We start from the raw sequence: 16420 nt of genomic DNA on the forward strand, positions 1-16420 counted from the left end.
TCAGAGCTATATATTTAATAACAATGGTTGAAGAAACATTATGTTTTTTACATGCTTTCTCAAGACTTTCCAATAGATTTTCAGGGCTATGCTCATTCATAATATGTTTCTTCTCCAATTTTGTTTGTAAATACATTTATTTTTTGCTGGGTAATTGTTCTTATCCTTCGATTAGGTTTCCTTACTTGAATTTTCATTTTCCTATTCCTCTCTTTCATCCATTTAGTAAGCATCATTTCAGTAAGGTCATAGTAGCAAATTAAAAAATCGAATGGATGGAAAATCGAAATTTTTTTTCTAATTCAAGATTTATTTTTTTAAAAAAAAATCTAATTAGAAAAAACAACAAATAGGAGATTTAATTTGCTATACTAGATAGTTTTTAAAAAAATGATATTCAAAATGGGATATAAAAAATATGTAGATGGGTTAAAGGAGGATGGATTAAAGGCTGTATAACATTGCTTATTTTGAACGGACAATACATAAGAAAAGGACCATGCAAGGGTCCTTTTTACTTGATAAAAAATTAATTATGGTTAAATAACCAACAGCTAATACCTCTTATTTCGCGCACTTAGGTAATTTAATAAATTCTTATGACCGGTTTCCTTTGTCACCGGTATCCCGAATTATTTGTTTTATTTCTTCTTTTTTCATTATTTTCAACACCTCTAATTAAAATCTTACGATTAATTATATTACTTCAAATCTTCAATAGAACAAATAAACTTAAAAACCAAACCAGTGCAAACAGCCAATTTTTAAGTAAATGGTATCGATTTATTTTTCGCCATATTCTTTTCTTAAAAGGAATTAACAATTGGCTAAGCGAATATAGGTATTTAAGTTTATTAGAAGGGTTGATTCAAGTGAGTATTAACATGGCTGAACACAGACTTGTCAAAAAAATAGCGATTTCAATCATCTCTACCCGTTTAGAAAAAATCTTGGATGAAATAGAAAACTTATTTGGTGTTATTCTCGATACAGAACCGGCAGATGTACTGGCTACAAAAGCGAAACAGTTAGCCTCTGCAACAACTGTAGAACAATGCATTGATATTTTTATATAGAAGATTGAAACATAAAAGGCATAACAAAAAAAGGTACTCACCATTGTTGTGAGTACCTTTTTGCCTAAGATTTTTGCTTCAAAAAATGAACATGAATACGATTATTTCACTTCCATAATCCATTTTGCTTTGCTACCCGTAATATAATCTGTGTAGAAGATTTCATAAGGTGCATTACCGGTTACTCCGAAAGCAGCAGGTCCGTTAACATGCTTACCTGCTTGAACACTCTCGGTTAATGTATCGAGAGCATATACCTCCATCTTTTCACCTTTGCTGTCATACACTTCAAAATCTCCCGCGCTAACTACTTGTTCTTCTTTTGTCCCATTTTGGTATTCAATATCAAATCCCATTACTTCTTTGGGCTGTGTTTCTTCAAATTCGTTTCTTTCCTTTGTATAATGTGCATTTGTTAATGTAATGATATGACCTTCCACATTTACCTTTTCACCTAGTTTGAAGGTTCCAAGTTCTTTAGGTTTTTGTTCGGAATCCTCACCATCTTCTTCGAATTCAATAGGCTTCTTGTTTTCCGCAATAACTGTGTTACTCAAATCAACGGTACGGATAGTTGGTTCTTTTTTATCATCATAGAGCTCAGAGTGTTTATATAGTTCTCGTATGTAGGCATCCATAATTGCTGCTTGCATGCTGTTCTCAAAGCTTCCACCATCTGAGTTGTTCACTTTCATTTCTATCGTCTTAGAGTCTTTTAATTCAATGCTTTTATAAGTGATAGTGCCGTCATCATCAGGACCAGACATCTGTTTTAAAATTGTTTTGAAATCTTTTTTTGGCATATAAATTTTAGCCCATGCCTCTTTATCTGGATTCTCAAAATCTATTTTAGAGAAATCTTCCAATGTTGAGAATTCTTTTTGCTCTTTCTTCGGTTCTTCAACCTTTTTTACATCTCCGTTTGAACTGTCTGAACATGCCGATAAAAGAATGACAGACAATAAACCTATTATTAATACTTTTAACAACTTCATTATTCATTTTCCCCCTGTATGGTGTCTCTTTTAGCACGGTTTATTATCTCTTGTAACAATATTTTAATCAATAGTTGTTTTACAAAAGGTAACAGGAAAGTTAAATAAAAGTGGGAAGTCCAGATATCAAGAATCAAATAGTAGATTATTTGGTGGAGTATTTAATTTAAATATAGACAATGCAAGAAAAACGATATATGGTTCAGAAATTGAAAAGAAAATCGATGGCGATATTTTTGGTCACAACACATGGGACCCGCTTTTTGGGCGGAAGAAATAATAAAAAATAATTATATTTATCAAATGGAAGAATAGGTGTCGGTCTATTTTCGCTGTCTTTGTGATGAATGTTTCGACTTATAAACAGCAGCTTCTTTTTGTGTTAAGCGTTGAAGCAGTTCTATTTAGGCTAATGTACCAACATTATTGTTTAATAGAATATACAAAAAAGAAACGGTAATACTTTGAGAAGTATTACCGTTGTTGATATTGTCTTTGGTTAATATTAGCTTACCTTTATTGTTTTACTTTTACTCTTGTTACCTGATTTATCTTGAGCGTATACCTTTATAGTAGAACCCTTCTTTTGTGCCTTGATTTTCACTTTATAATTTCCTCGGCTATCTACTATACCTTGTCCGATTTTCTTGCTTCCATTGTAAATAAAAATGGATGCGCCTTTTTCACTCTTACCAGTAACGGTTACGGTCTTGCTCGTTATTTTATTAACGGTTGGAACAGGTGGAGCTGTTTTATCAATGACCTTAACGGCTCTGCTGGAGCTCTTATTTCCTGAAGCATCTTTCGCATAAACAACAATGGATGTGCCGGCTTTTTGCTTCGAAATCTTCATGGTATACGAACCGCTTTTTGATGTGGCTTCTCCAATTGTCTTGGTTCCAACCACCGCATATACTTTTGCATTGGTTTCGGCTTTACCAGCTATAGCCGTCGAATAATCATAGACTGTATTGACACTTGGGGCAGATGGAGCCGTTTTGTCTATTACCTTAACTGTTTTGCTGGAGCTTTTATTCCCTGAAGTATCTATCGCAAACACACCAATGTTTGTTCCGGCTTTTTGCTTCGAAATCTTCATGCTATACGAACCGCTTTTTGATGTAGCTTCTCCGATTTTAGTGCTACCGACCATGGCATAAACTTTTGCGTTGGTTTCAGCTTTACCAGAAATAGCAGTCGAATAATCATAGACTGTATTGACGCTTGGGACAGATGGAGCTGTTTTGTCGATAACTTTTACAGAATTGCTTCCGCTCTTATTTCCTGCTGCATCAACCGCATGCACAACAATGGATGTGCCAGCTTTTTGTTTAGCAATCCTAATGGAATAGCCACCGTTATTCGCTCTGGCTTCACCGATTTTCTTGCTTCCCACCATGGCATATACGTTTGCATTAGATTCCGCTTTACCCGTAATAACGGTAGCATTATCATAGACGGCATTTACAGTAGGCGTAGATGGTGCTGTAACATCTTTAATTGTTATCTCTTTTGCTGCACTGATGTTTCCTGCTTTGTCTGTAGCCGTAATGGTTAGTTTTTTTCCTGCTTTTTGTTTAGATATTTGGACGGTAAATTTACCATCGGTATTTGCTGTAGCAGTTCCTATTACTGTTGTACCGTCTTTTACTCGTATTATGGAATCTGCTTCGGCGGTTCCTGATATGCTCGAAGAGGTATCCTTTACTTCATTTACTGTTGGCACGGTAGGTGCTGTTACATCTTTAACTGTTATCTCTATTTCTGCGCTAGGGTTTCCTGCTTTATCCGTAGCCGTGACCGCTAGTTTTGTTCCAGCTTTTTGTTTAGATATTTGGACGGTAAATCTACCGTCTATACTTGTTGTAACTGTTCCTATTACAGCTGTTCCTGATTTTACTTTAATCAAGGAACCTGATTCAGCTGTACCTGATACGCTTGTAGATGTTTCTGTTACTTCGTCAACTGTTGGAGCAGTCGGTGGTGTTACATCCATAATGATTGTTTCTTTAACTTTTACTTCTTTTGCTACGCTGGAGTTTCCAGCATCGTCAGTAGCCGTGATGGTTAATTTTGTTCCAGCTTTTTGTTTAGGTATAGAAACCGAAAATTTGCCTTCGTTAGTTATCGTTGTACCTAATACGGTCGAACCGATTTTTACTACTATCGATGAATTTGTTTCTGCTGTTCCTGAAACACTTGTAGACAAGTCTGTTACCTCATCCACGTGTGGAGCTGTAGGTGCTATTACATCTTTTACAATAACTGTCTTGGCTTCGCTTTTATTTCCTGCATTATCAGTAGCGGTAACGGAAAGTTTTGTACCTTCTTTTTGTGCATCAATCTTTACTGAAAACGTTTCATTGTCTAAGGCTACTCCTGTTCCCAACTCTTTTTCACCAGCCTTAATGGTGATAGTTGAGCCTGCTTCCGCTTCCCCAGTCACACTTGTACTCGTATTATCTACATTGTTAACTTTTGGTACGGGTGGTGATTTCACATCTATTTGAGGTAATCTTTCTAAATGAATATAGTAATCATCAACTAGAACCCGCACAGCATGGAGGTTTTCTTCTGTCCATTCAATATGATTAAATGTTAGATTGATTGCATTACCTGTACGGAACCCGCCATTTTTACAATTAGTAACCAATGGACTAATGTCCGTAATTTGATTGGTCATTAGATTGAGATTATATAATCCTGTCATATTACTTATAGGTGTAATATCTTTAATCTTATTATTTTGAAGACTCAGAATTCCTAATTGTTTCAAGTTCTTTAAAGGAGAAATATCCACTATTTCATTTCCAGCAAGGATTATTGAACTTGCATTAATTGCATATTCTAAACCAGTTAAATCCTTTATCCCCAGATTCTGCGCATTTAAATTTGATAGGTTCGCCATATCCTCCTTTGTTATATTGTCAGTTACGCTGATTGTTTTTCTTAATTCCTTAAGAACCTCTTTTTTTAGATTTTCATCTACAAAATCCACTATATTAGATTCCTTCACAGTAACCTTGGTTACTTCGCTGACGTTTTCTGTTTTATCCGTTGCAGTAACTTCCAACAATGTTTCTACTGGCTGTAACTTTATGGGTACAGAGAACGTTCCGTCTTCTTTAGCGACTGTTGTTCCAAGTAGTTTGTTTGCCGTTTTAACAGTTACCGTTGAGCCAGCTTCGGCTTTTCCTGTAACACTTGATGATTTGTTCGTCACTTCATTTACATTTGGTGCTCCTGGAGGAATTACATCATCTGCTACTTTAAATGTTTTATATAAAGTGTCCCCCAATTTGGGAAAGGAATAGAAACTATTACCCACTTTATTTTCGATGCTAATGTAATTTATTGACCATGTACCGTTCATTGCATCAATTGGTATCGTATACAAGGCTTCATATTTTTTTGTAGCAGGGTTATAGGTCAAATATAGATTCCCTGTTACATTTGCGTTTCCTGGTTTTCTTAATTGAATAACCGTATCTCCTTTATTTTCTCCTATTCCGGACTCTAAATCTTCTGCTTCAACTTGGATAAGTACCTTCTCTCCTGGCTTTACGACCGCTTTGTCGAAACTGATACTTTTTACCGTCGGAGGAGTTTTGTCGTTACTTCCATTGACTACTTCAAATGTTTTATATAAAGTGTCTCCGAATTTGGGAAAGGAATAAAAACTATTACCCACTTTATTTTCGATGTTAATGTAATTTATTGACCATGTACCGTTCATTGCATCAATTGGTATCGTATACAAGGCTTCGTATTTTTTTGTAGAAGGGTTATAGGTCAAATATAGATTCCCTGTTACATTTGCGTTTCCTGGTTTTCTTAATTGAATAACCGTATCTCCTTTATTTTCTCCTATTCCGGATTCTAAATCTTCTGCTTCAACTTGGATAAGTACCTTCTCTCCTGGCTTTACGACCGCTTTGTCGAAACTGATACTATTTACCGTCGGAGGAGTTTTGTCGTTACTTCCATTGACTAATTCAAATGTTTTATATAAAGTGTCTCCGAATTTGGGAAAGGAATAAAAACTATTACCCACTTTATTTTCGATGCTAATGTAATTTATTGACCATGTACCCGTTATTGAATCAATTGGTATCGTATACAAGGCTTCATATTTTTTTGTAGCAGGGTTATAGGTCAAATACAGATTCCCTGTTACATTTGCGTTTCCTGGTTTTCTTAGTTGAATGACCGTATCTCCTTTGTTTTCTCCTATCCCCGATTCTAAATCTTCTGCTTCAACTTGGATAAGTACCTTCTCTCCTGGATGTACGACCTCTTTGTCAAAGCTAATGCTTTTTACGGTCGGAGGGGTAGTATCCGTTGCTGCTAAAATCGGCAGCGAGTTGCCTAATGAAAAAGCAAAAAATATAGCAAAAACTAATAAAATCTTTATTGAACGTTTGTACATGTAAAATCTCCTTCATACACTTTTTTATTTTTTATACATGATTCTTGTGAACTATTTAATTGTACTATTTACCCATATGAACCAACAATATATATTTACCACATTGTCAATAAATTGGTATTTCACAAAAAATATCTATGCCGTCCTTCCATAACCTATTACATAGCCAGAATTAATTTCTATTATTATATGAGACTGTTAATTAGATAATAAATTCCTAAATTGTGACATCAACTATATCCTAACTGAAATCCAAAATCAAAAGTAGTTACAAAGAACTATTTTTTATCTTTTCAAAAATAAAACTGATATTTTCACATTTTATAAAATCAATTTGTTAATATCAGCGTGTAGAGTTTTGAAAGGAGGAAAATAAACGTGATAACAACCGAATACCCTTCTATATTGAAAGTTAAGGATATACAAAATATATTAAGAATCGGACAAAGACAAACGTATGATTTAGTTAAAACTGAGGATTTCAAGACAATACGACTTGGGAATAGACATCTCTATTCTAAAGAGCACTTTATTAAATGGTTAGAAGGAAAGGGGAAATAGACATGACAAATATAAGTACGCTTGATTCATATCCAGATGTTATAACTGTTAACGAATTACAAAATATCCTTGGTATAGGGCGTGAACAAGCTTATATACTAGCTAACAGCAATTCTTTTCCTGTTAGAAGAGTTGGGAAGAGAATAATAATATATAAACCAACTTTTATAGAATGGTTAAAAAGTTAACTAAACAGATGTATAAGATATTAAAAAAATAAACATACTGTATCTATAAGACTATTAACGATAAAGGAGAGTTTAATATGAGAGGCAGCGTAAAGAAAGAGGGAAGAACTTGGTGTTATACAGTTGACATTGGTAAAACACCTGATGGTCGGAGAATTAAAAAGAAAAAAAGAGGGTTCAAAACTCAGAAAGAAGCACAAAATTCCTTGAATGAAGTGTTAAATGATATCAATAAAGGGAAATTTATTCAGGCTGCAAAGTATACTTATTGTGACTTTTTAGACATTTGGATGAAACAGATTGAACATTCAGTTGCTAGTTCTACTTTTTCTACATATTCTAGTATTGTAAGTAATTATTTAAAACCGGTGATTGGTCATTATTTAATCGAAAATTTAAATATTAGACTACTAAATAATTTTAAAACCGGTTTACATGATAAAAAATTGTCCAATAACTCCATTAGTAAGATTATTTCTGTGCTAAAAAACAGTTTAAATTATGCTGTAGAACAAGAATATCTTTCAGTTAACCCTGCTAGTAAGATTAAAAAACCACCTGAAATTCTTAAAACTACTATTGAATGGACAGAAGATGATATCAGGAGATTTTTAGATGTCGCAAAAGGTACAGTATACTACCCCGCATATCTTTTAGGAATTTTTTGTGGTCTTAGGCGCGGTGAGATTCTTGGTATAACTTGGAATGAAATTGACTTTACCAAAAAGAAACTAGTTGTTCTGAAAGTTTTAAGTACGGATGGAAAAACAATCATTATGAAACCAAAGACAAAAGGCTCTCGAAGGAATGTTGATATTCCTACTGAAATTTTAATGGAACTTAATAGAATAAAAAATGAGCAAGAGAAAAAAGACCATATATTCAGAGAACATAACTTGGTTGTACCTAATGAAATTGGTACAACTGTTAACCCTAGGAACCTTCTACGTAATATGAAAATTTTAATAAAAAAAGCAGAAGTTCCTAATATAACATTTCATGACTTGCGTCATATTCATGCTTCTCTTCTTCTTCAACAAAACATTCACATGAAAGTTGTTTCTGAAAGATTAGGACATACAAAAATATCTACTACTATGGATAGATATTCTCACTTAATTCCTTCACTACAATCGGAAGCAGCGGAATCATTAAATTATTTATGGGGTAAATAGACAGCAGATTGCTGTCTATTTTAATGTGATTATTGGTATGAAACTTCTATCCTTTTTAGATAAGGCTATGTTAATCGAGAATGCCGGCATCAGTATACAGTACCCAATTCTGGTCCAGTTTTAAGAGTATTTTAAACTAACAAAGGTAAGATGAGTTTGTTTTATAAACAGGCTTTGTTAAACATTAGTGTTGATTCTTTAACAAATACAAGAGACCACGCATTGTGCACTCATACTTAACTGCTTTAAAGACTCTTCTTTAAAATTGCTAAGTGCGATGCAGTATTCAAGAGTCCAACTATCAGATACATAACACTTAACGTCTCTATTACTATATATAGCTTATTTTCGCTGTTTATTATATGTTTTGTCTTTTCTGTATTTGGCAATTTAAAAATGCTATAAATGGCAGTATCTTTTATAAATGTAATAAGAGCCAAAATACGCAAGTAGTGCATAAAAACTTGCATATTTTAGGCTCTTTAATTTTATTCCTTATTGTGTTAAAGCACTCTAAAGTTTAAGTACATATATTCACAAACTTGTTTATTAAATAGTAAAACGATGTCATTAATACCATCTCTTTTTGAAGGTATGGTAAATTTTATTTAGGTTAATTAGGAAAATGTATCTTCGTTTTTTGGAGTCATATATTTCTTTATATTGAATTTAGAAATATCACCTTTAAGTATCTCATTTTGAGAACTGATATAAAAGGATTTCCCTAGTTCACCATGAAATTTTGAGTACAATTTATAATCATAAAAAATATCCCAGGTCACTCCAAAGTCAACAGAGCAATATACTTTATTATAGGACCATACAAACAGTAATCCATCGTTACTTTCATAAATCCATTGTATATTATCCCATGTTTTATCTTCATGAAGAACAGCCCAAGATTCTCCATTATCCTCAGATAATAACAACTTACAAACATTATCAAAGTCTTCTGTTGTTCCTCCACCTGTGGTACCAGCTAATATTCTGCCGTTGCTTATGGTCGTAATTACTGTAATCTCCTTTATAGGTTTATTTACATTAAAATTAAAGGAAGCCCTAATCCAGTTAAATCCATTATCAGAATAAAAAATACCTGCTGCACTTTCTCTTTTACTATTTGTACTAGTACCAAGAACTACTCTTTCTTTCGTTACTTGTTTAATTGTTTTTATAACCATTTTTTCTTCTATTCTTGATTTAATCCATGTTCGTCCATCATCTTGAGAAATTAAAATTAAATTCTTATCTCCATATTTAGGACCGTCATCAGCTACAAGTATCCAATTACCATTTTCCATGATAAATCCATCTCTAACATACCAGACATCTGTGGGAACCACTAGCTGTTGCCATGTTTCACCCCCATCATAGGTTATTATTGCTCCACGATATGATGTTCCTAAAATTAAACATTGTTTATTTATTTCTATAAACTTAGTTACTGCAACTGCACCTTCTAGCTGGGGAATTCTTATTTCATTCCACTCTTCTTTACCTATTTTACGTTTGTAAAGTAGGTATTTACTTTCCTTCTGACCTCCAAGCCAATCATATCCGTTAAAGTTTAGAATAAGGTCACTAATATATATATTTGGAGCCTTTTCTTTTACAAATAAATTATCATATAAAAAATTCAGTGGTATTTCCCCTATATCAGTAATTGTTTTTTTATTTATTTCTACATTTCTTACAACAGTATTTAAAAATTCCCCTTGTATTTCAAGGGAATATTTCCCAGGATTTAGATTAGTAAGTTTAAAATTTTCATCAACATAATTATTCAATCTTTTTTCTTTTTTGTTTCCAAAGAGCTCCTTTAAATTTATGGTAATTTTATAATCAATGGGTAACTGGGGATAGTTTAATTTTCCTTTTAAGGAACCCGATTCTCTTCTATCTTTATATCTATCCCATCCCAACGCAAAAACTATTGCCCCTAAAACTGTTAACACAATTGATAAAAATGTCAAGCCAACAGAAGAAGCATAAACTCCTCCAATTGTTAGACATAAAAAGATAATTAAGCAAATCATCCATGCAACCAATATATACCTCTCCTCAAAAATACAAAAAAATTATCAAACATTGGAAATATTTATACTCAGTTTATCATAATATTTCTGTTCTCGTATTTAATTTCTTTTCAAATTCTCCACTAAATGCCTTATATGATTTTTCATGAATGTCTCCTTTAAAACTTTTAGAAAACTAATTCAACAAAAAAGCGCACTAATCCTTCTTAGATTAATGCTCCAATTATTATTAATCTAAACTGCTTCGTTAGTGGAACAAGAAAAGGGATTGCCGCAGCAGTCACAAATAATTGTCCTGTAATACGTTTAAATACTTCTCTATCCGCCACCAATACGCCACCAATTGAGTAAATAATACATAATGAACTATATCTTTAAAAACAAAAAAAGACCCAAACCCCTGTGATATCAAGGATTTGAGCCTTTGTTAGTTGATGACCTGTGAGGGATTCGAACCCACGACCCCTTCCCTGTCAAGGAAGTGCTCTCCCACTGAGCTAACAAGTCGTATGTATATGTTAGGTTTCTAAAGGTTTTTACATTTATTAAAAAACACCTGACCACTAACCTTCTAGCGTTTCCACTTTATATTGTAAAGTGGTCACTTAAATTCGTCAAGAGAGAATATCGTTACTTTACAGCCTGATTATTCAAAATTATACCGTTTACAAGCTTAGAAGGGAGTTTCTGAGATAAAATCACTAATAAATATCAGATAATCTATGGGAATTATATGCCTTCTCAAAACAATAAAAGGTATTGATTTTATTACCAATACCTTTACATAATCTATTTTAACAATTCTCTTAACTGTTGTATAGTTAGCCACGGTCTTCTTCTATGAAGCATCCGATGACAATTTGAACAAACTAAAGCAATATCCTCCACTCTGGTTATTTGACCTTCCTCTAACTCAGAAACTGGAATAGTATGATGACCTTCGATAAAATTCTCTCCAATTTCCCCATACTTTTTATAAAAATCAAATGAACATATCTCGCAAAAAACCTTTCCGTATTTTTCCTTATAATATTGTTTTGCAAGTTTAATTACTTTAGGATTTCTTTCTCTTTCAATATGACGTTTTAACTGTTTTTTCCCTTCTGGAAATCCAATATCACCATCTGTGTCGTCAACATTATTTTCATCTAAAGTGAAATTATTGTATGTTTCCATAATATTTTTTGATGTTATAAATCCTTTTAAGTCATGATAAGAATTAATATTAAATTTATCCGCAATTATCTTTAAGTCAACCGATGAAACCTCGTCATCAATCATATCTTTATATGCTGTGTATAACATACCACTATGTTTAATCAATTTTTCATCTAACTTTTTCAATCCACAAATCTTTGCAATTTTAGTTATTCGACCAGAAATATATGGTTTATTTACTGCATTATCAGCATTAACTTTATCAGTTTTTAATGCTTTAATTATAAATTCATTATCCACTAATTCTGTAGAATGTATAATATTTTCTATAAGTTCTTCTCCATATACTTTTTCATCTATGGCACCATTAATAATTTCTAAAGTTCTATCAGAAACATCAATATATCTATCTATTGAAGATAAAGGATTACCATTTTTATCTTCTCTTAAAGAATTAATAAGCCTTAATTGTTTTTTTTGAAAATTCACATCCTCTTTCTTGAGGTTGCGAATTTCAGACATTTGCTTACCACCCACACCTATAAATAACAATCTAAGAATTACAGAATCTTGGTAATTTGTACAATAATCTTCATATCTTTCTAAATCTTTATCTGTAAAGTATAATTCGTTATTAGTTACGTATTTTATAAAATCGTCAGGTTTAAAATCTGCAATTGGATTTTTCTTAATGATACCTTCTTTTACACCCCAATTTAAATATCCACTAATACTGCGAGCATAGTGTTCAATTGTATTTTTACTACTTGATTTATAACTATGAAGGATAGTTTCAATTTCCTCAAGATTAAAATACATAAGTTCTTTATCGACATCACGTTCATATTCACTTATTTTTGAAAAATGATTAGCATAATATTTAGCAGTATTTTCTGATATTTTATTCTGGTTTAACATTGTTGAAAGATATTTTTTCTTTAGATTATTTATGTCTTTCAATATTCACTCCTCCTTCTAGAAATTGTACGTTTGAATATAAAAGTGAGAATAGTTACTATATGTAGTTACTTAAGCAATGACATATTAACTATTTTAGCTTGACAATACTCTCATACTGTCTTCTACATACTTTTGAGTATTTCCTTTAAAGAAGTGCCAATATATACTGTTGGTAGAAGTCGGTTCTTATTCATATTCATTAATTACCTTATAAATGTTTCCTCAAATGTAACGAAGGCATTAAAAATCTATGGTGTGTGTGTTTACCAACTCCCCCTCTACTTAATAGGAAGGTGACTAAAAAATGTGGAAATACTCCCCCGTTTATTCTAAGCTTCTTCTTGAAGAAGCCTGCCATCTAAATTTACAAACTATTGTTCTAATCCATAACTCCCTATTAAATAGGAAGTTTCTTAATATATACCATTAACAATAAGCCCATAATAAAAAGACAGTGAAATACATTTCTAACTGTCTTTTTATTATGCATGCGATACTCTTTTTATTGCAATGTTATTTTAATACTCACGTTTGGTTCTAATTCTTCAGTTTTATATTCGGCCTTAACACCCTTTAAAGTTTCTTCGACATAATAAACAATTTCATCAACAAAAATTTCTTCTGTTTTTTCAATGATTACTGCACCTTCATCTTGTAATACTATTAATGCTTTCCCAATCTCTCCTAAAATACCATTCATTTGTATCATCCCTTTAAAGTTAATTTTTTCTTACTATAAGCCATTAATTTTATAACTTCAACTCACTCGCACTGGAATATTATTCACCATGGTCCAATCGTAATTGAAGCACCTAACATAATTCACATTATTGTCCTTTTCTGCTTATATTGCTCTTTTTTTACTTCTTTCAACCTATGTAACTTCAATCATTGCTTATATGTAATGTAATCTAATTCAATCCAGTCACAATTACTTTAGTTGATACTGTAATACTAGTATAAGTCCTATATGTACCATGCCTTCAAAAATATAAGAAAAACTCAATCAGCTTCGTATTCTTTCACCTTTCGATAGAAAGTTGCCTTAGCCATACCCAAGGATTCCATGAACTGTACAGCTGTAATCTCCTTTGCTTTCCACTGTTTATAATACTTCTCCCAGTCCTTCGGCATCGCTAACGACGGACGCCCAAACTTGACCCCTCTCTTTTTTGCAACTGCAATGCCCTCTGCTTGCCTTGTCCTGATTTCATCACGTTCCTTTTCAGCAAATGCAGTAAGCAATGTAAGAATGATTTTTTGAATCGCCTGCTTCATTATGTCTTCCTGCTCATTGCCCGTATTAATCATTGGTTCTTTTATGAAACGGAGAAACACTGCATTTTTAACAAACCATTCATATTCGCTCATTGTCTCATTCATACTGCGACCCATGCGTGTGATGGAATCAAAAACAACTATGTCACCTTCACGAACCATCTGCTTAAGCAATTGGTACTTAGGACGGTCAAAGTCTTTACCGCTCGCCTTATCGATGAAAATATCAAGTTCGCCAATACCCTCTGCCTTCATTGTCTCAATTTGCCTTGCCACGTTTTGCTCTTTGGAGGATACACGAACATATCCGAATGTTTTCACCGTCTCACAACTCCCTTTTCACTTTAGATACACTCATTGTATAAAAACAGTATCAAAATGTCAATGAAAATTTCGATACGAACCAAAAGTAAAAACTATAAGTTTAGAGACTAATAAAATGTTTATTTTATCATGTTTCAAATTCCGTCCCGTATTGTGTACTTTTCAAGACAAAAATAACACTCAATTGTGAGTGCTATTTTGTAGTTTTATATAAATGTTTATGTGTAGTTTTGGTTAACCTCTTCCACAAACTATTTAAGAATGAATATCACTTTTCAATCTCAAAAGCATATCTCTATTAAATCCTACCTACTTGTGGGTATCTTTGATGTCTAATATCTTGCATTCATAGCCACTTATCTACATAGATACTACAGTTTTCGAACCCGCGTCCAATATTCTAATACTCAAACTTCTATCCATGTTACTATCTATTTAAAACATCCATTAGTATTATGCCGACATTGACTGCCACAAAGGATTGGAGTCTTTATCATACATTATATTCAACAATATTTTCACTAGAGAATATTACAAGTTTTGAACTTGGTTAGTAGACCTCAAGATTATTATATTTTTTGATTTTTAATTTAGGCCTAGATTTATTCTTAGGCATATAAATGCACTACTGGAAATTATAGGGGTTCTTCGATTATTCTCCTAAACTTCCTATGTAAGTAGTAGATTATAATCACAATTTCTTTTATTCAATAAACGGCTGTTCGTGTAATAATGCTACTAAAACGCTCCCCTTCACCCAAACGTATTGACGATACATCGCAATGTTATTTATCGTCTCCGGCTTAATAGTTGAATCTTTTCCTGAGCCTCGAATAAATATGTCGTAATCTGCTGATTTTGGAAAGTTAACAGACGTTTTCAATGTACCCGATTTATTTTTTTTGGGTTTTCCATCCTTTCCGTAATCATGTCCTTCTCGTAACTCTTTGTCCCGAATTAAACGTCTCACTTCAAGCCATACTTGCTGCAATTCTTGTTCAATTATTGATTCTGGAAAAATAAATCTTTTAAATCCTTGAAATTTGTTATCTAAAAGCTTCGCATCTGAGGAAGGCTGCTCAAATAAAATAAATAATAATTGCTGCAATTTAAACGCTTGATACACCACGGATTGTTCAAAAGTTGTATTTACTTCTGTCCACTCCTTAAAGTCGATAGGAAATAGTTTCGTATCTTCTGTACGTGTACCATTTTTCGTCATCGTCAAGGTTTTCGGTAAAAGCCCAATTTTATGAAACAACTCAATTTTACTTAGTTTTTTTGCTTTTCCTCCAAACATGCGCACTATAATTTGCTCCGCGATAGATTTTGATACATCATTATTTTTATTAAGTTTTATCGGGATTTGTAACTCATTCATTAGCTCACGAATCGTTTTCCCACGATGCGACTTAGTTAATTGCTTTAACTTTTCATCAATTTGCGCAAACGATGTATAACTTTCCGTTAATCGCTCTAGCTTCTGACCGAAATGATTTTGCACAATCGTTGAAACCGTACTACGCTTTAAACGGAAACGTGGTCGGTTCGGCCATTTCGGTGCGATATCAATTAGCATTAATTGCTTGCGTAATTCAGATGAAATGCTGTGATATAGCACCTCCGGCTTGGGGTAATTTTTCTGTAAGACTTCAATAAATGAACGAACAAGTTCCCAGTCGTTTTGAAGCGTTTTTCTATCCTCTTCTGAAAAAGTATGGAAATGATAATCCTCAATAATGAAGTTGGCATATTCAAGAGCCGGTACTGTTTGTCCTGGTGAGTAATGATAATAAACCAGCAATAAATTCTGAAGCTTATGCCAAAAATTCGAGTTTTCAAAGTACTCCTCAACAATTCGTTCTGGAGAAACAGCCGTAATCGACATCGGCTCCTTCGCCTCAAATTCATGTTCACTTTTCTTTTTGGGTTTACGAATACCAGTTGTTTTCAGCTCAACAGGGACTCCATCTACAAGTAAATCAGCCTCTTGTTTCGAATCTGCAGGATAACCTAGCACAGATTGTTCAATGACATCACCTGCAATTCCTGTAATTTTAGGTGAAATACGCGCACGGTCAAAAACTCGATTTTTATCAACTTCTCCCAACGATTTCCCCACAACATTATCCAAGATTTGAAGCAACTGAGACTTTTTAAAAACATGTCCAGCCATTAAACTCACTCCTTTTTAGTCAAGATATCTTATCAAAAAGAAAGACATAACGTTTTGTTCTCGC

11 protein-coding genes and 1 tRNA gene are annotated in these 16420 nt (G+C 33.0%); 4 read left to right on the forward strand and 8 right to left on the reverse strand.

From position 1 onward, the window contains the following. Positions 1–872 precede the first annotated feature (872 nt). Positions 873–1076: a hypothetical protein gene (locus tag QNI08_RS11220; RefSeq protein ID WP_285767530.1), complete on the forward strand. Its 204-nt coding sequence runs from the start codon at positions 873–875 to the stop codon at positions 1074–1076. Between the two features lie 101 nt (positions 1077–1177). On the opposite strand, the gene QNI08_RS11225 is transcribed toward QNI08_RS11220, so the two are convergent. Together QNI08_RS11225 and QNI08_RS11230 are read right to left on the reverse strand one after the other, a co-directional pair. Continuing rightward, positions 1178–2071 carry a hypothetical protein gene (locus QNI08_RS11225; RefSeq protein WP_285767531.1) on the reverse strand — a complete coding sequence of 298 codons (894 nt, stop codon included), beginning with the start codon at positions 2069–2071 and terminating at the stop codon, positions 1178–1180. 505 nt (positions 2072–2576) lie between these two features. After that, positions 2577–6500, reverse strand: a complete 3924-nt coding sequence (locus QNI08_RS11230; RefSeq protein WP_285767532.1) for an Ig-like domain-containing protein — start codon at positions 6498–6500, stop codon at positions 2577–2579. A 378-nt stretch (positions 6501–6878) separates the two neighbouring features. On the opposite strand from QNI08_RS11230, the gene QNI08_RS11235 reads away from it, so the two are divergent. The 3 genes from QNI08_RS11235 to QNI08_RS11245 all read left to right on the forward strand — a co-directional run bounded on the left by QNI08_RS11235 (position 6879) and on the right by QNI08_RS11245 (position 8424). After that, a complete protein-coding gene (locus QNI08_RS11235) occupies positions 6879–7061 on the forward strand; it encodes a helix-turn-helix domain-containing protein (RefSeq protein ID WP_285767533.1) in 183 nt (60 codons plus the stop codon). Positions 7062–7063: 2 nt separating this feature from the next. Then, positions 7064–7249 carry a helix-turn-helix domain-containing protein gene (locus tag QNI08_RS11240; protein WP_285767534.1) on the forward strand — a complete coding sequence of 62 codons (186 nt, stop codon included), beginning with the start codon at positions 7064–7066 and terminating at the stop codon, positions 7247–7249. Positions 7250–7326: 77 nt separating this feature from the next. After that, positions 7327–8424 carry a site-specific integrase gene (locus tag QNI08_RS11245; protein WP_285767535.1) on the forward strand — a complete coding sequence of 366 codons (1098 nt, stop codon included), beginning with the start codon at positions 7327–7329 and terminating at the stop codon, positions 8422–8424. A gap of 617 nt (positions 8425–9041) precedes the next feature. Here QNI08_RS11245 and QNI08_RS11250 read toward each other — a convergent pair. From QNI08_RS11250 to QNI08_RS11275, 6 genes are all read right to left on the reverse strand, one after another. Then, the gene (locus QNI08_RS11250) at positions 9042–10472 is read right to left on the reverse strand and encodes a beta propeller repeat protein (RefSeq protein WP_285767536.1); all 1431 of its coding nucleotides are present in this window, start codon (positions 10470–10472) and stop codon (positions 9042–9044) included. 423 nt (positions 10473–10895) lie between these two features. After that, positions 10896–10967: transfer RNA gene (locus tag QNI08_RS11255), tRNA-Val, on the reverse strand. A gap of 282 nt (positions 10968–11249) precedes the next feature. After that, positions 11250–12578, reverse strand: coding sequence for a phage lytic cycle repressor MrpR family protein (locus QNI08_RS22590; protein ID WP_285767537.1), 1329 nt, complete (start codon positions 12576–12578; stop codon positions 11250–11252). A gap of 502 nt (positions 12579–13080) precedes the next feature. Further along, on the reverse strand, positions 13081–13278 hold the full coding sequence (locus QNI08_RS11265) for a hypothetical protein (protein ID WP_285767538.1): 198 nt from the start codon (positions 13276–13278) through the stop codon (positions 13081–13083). A gap of 302 nt (positions 13279–13580) precedes the next feature. Further along, positions 13581–14177 (reverse strand): recombinase family protein, encoded by a 597-nt coding sequence (locus tag QNI08_RS11270; RefSeq protein WP_285767539.1) that lies wholly within the window; start codon positions 14175–14177, stop codon positions 13581–13583. Between the two features lie 706 nt (positions 14178–14883). Next, the gene (locus QNI08_RS11275; RefSeq protein ID WP_285767540.1) at positions 14884–16356 is read right to left on the reverse strand and encodes a MutH/Sau3AI family endonuclease; all 1473 of its coding nucleotides are present in this window, start codon (positions 16354–16356) and stop codon (positions 14884–14886) included. Positions 16357–16420: the final 64 nt, after the last annotated feature.

The organism is Peribacillus folii, from assembly GCF_030271255.1.
In the GTDB taxonomy this organism is placed as follows: domain Bacteria; phylum Bacillota; class Bacilli; order Bacillales; family DSM-1321; genus Peribacillus.

Coding starts and splice junctions, on each gene's coding strand:
- QNI08_RS11225 (WP_285767531.1), bottom strand. CDS start 2,071: ATGAAGTTGTTAAAAGTATTAATAATAGGTTTATTGTCTGTCATTCTT.
- QNI08_RS11230 (WP_285767532.1), bottom strand. CDS start 6,500: ATGTACAAACGTTCAATAAAGATTTTATTAGTTTTTGCTATATTTTTT.
- QNI08_RS11240 (WP_285767534.1), top strand. CDS start 7,064: ATGACAAATATAAGTACGCTTGATTCATATCCAGATGTTATAACTGTT.
- QNI08_RS11245 (WP_285767535.1), top strand. CDS start 7,327: ATGAGAGGCAGCGTAAAGAAAGAGGGAAGAACTTGGTGTTATACAGTT.
- QNI08_RS11265 (WP_285767538.1), bottom strand. CDS start 13,278: ATGAATGGTATTTTAGGAGAGATTGGGAAAGCATTAATAGTATTACAA.
- QNI08_RS11275 (WP_285767540.1), bottom strand. CDS start 16,356: ATGGCTGGACATGTTTTTAAAAAGTCTCAGTTGCTTCAAATCTTGGAT.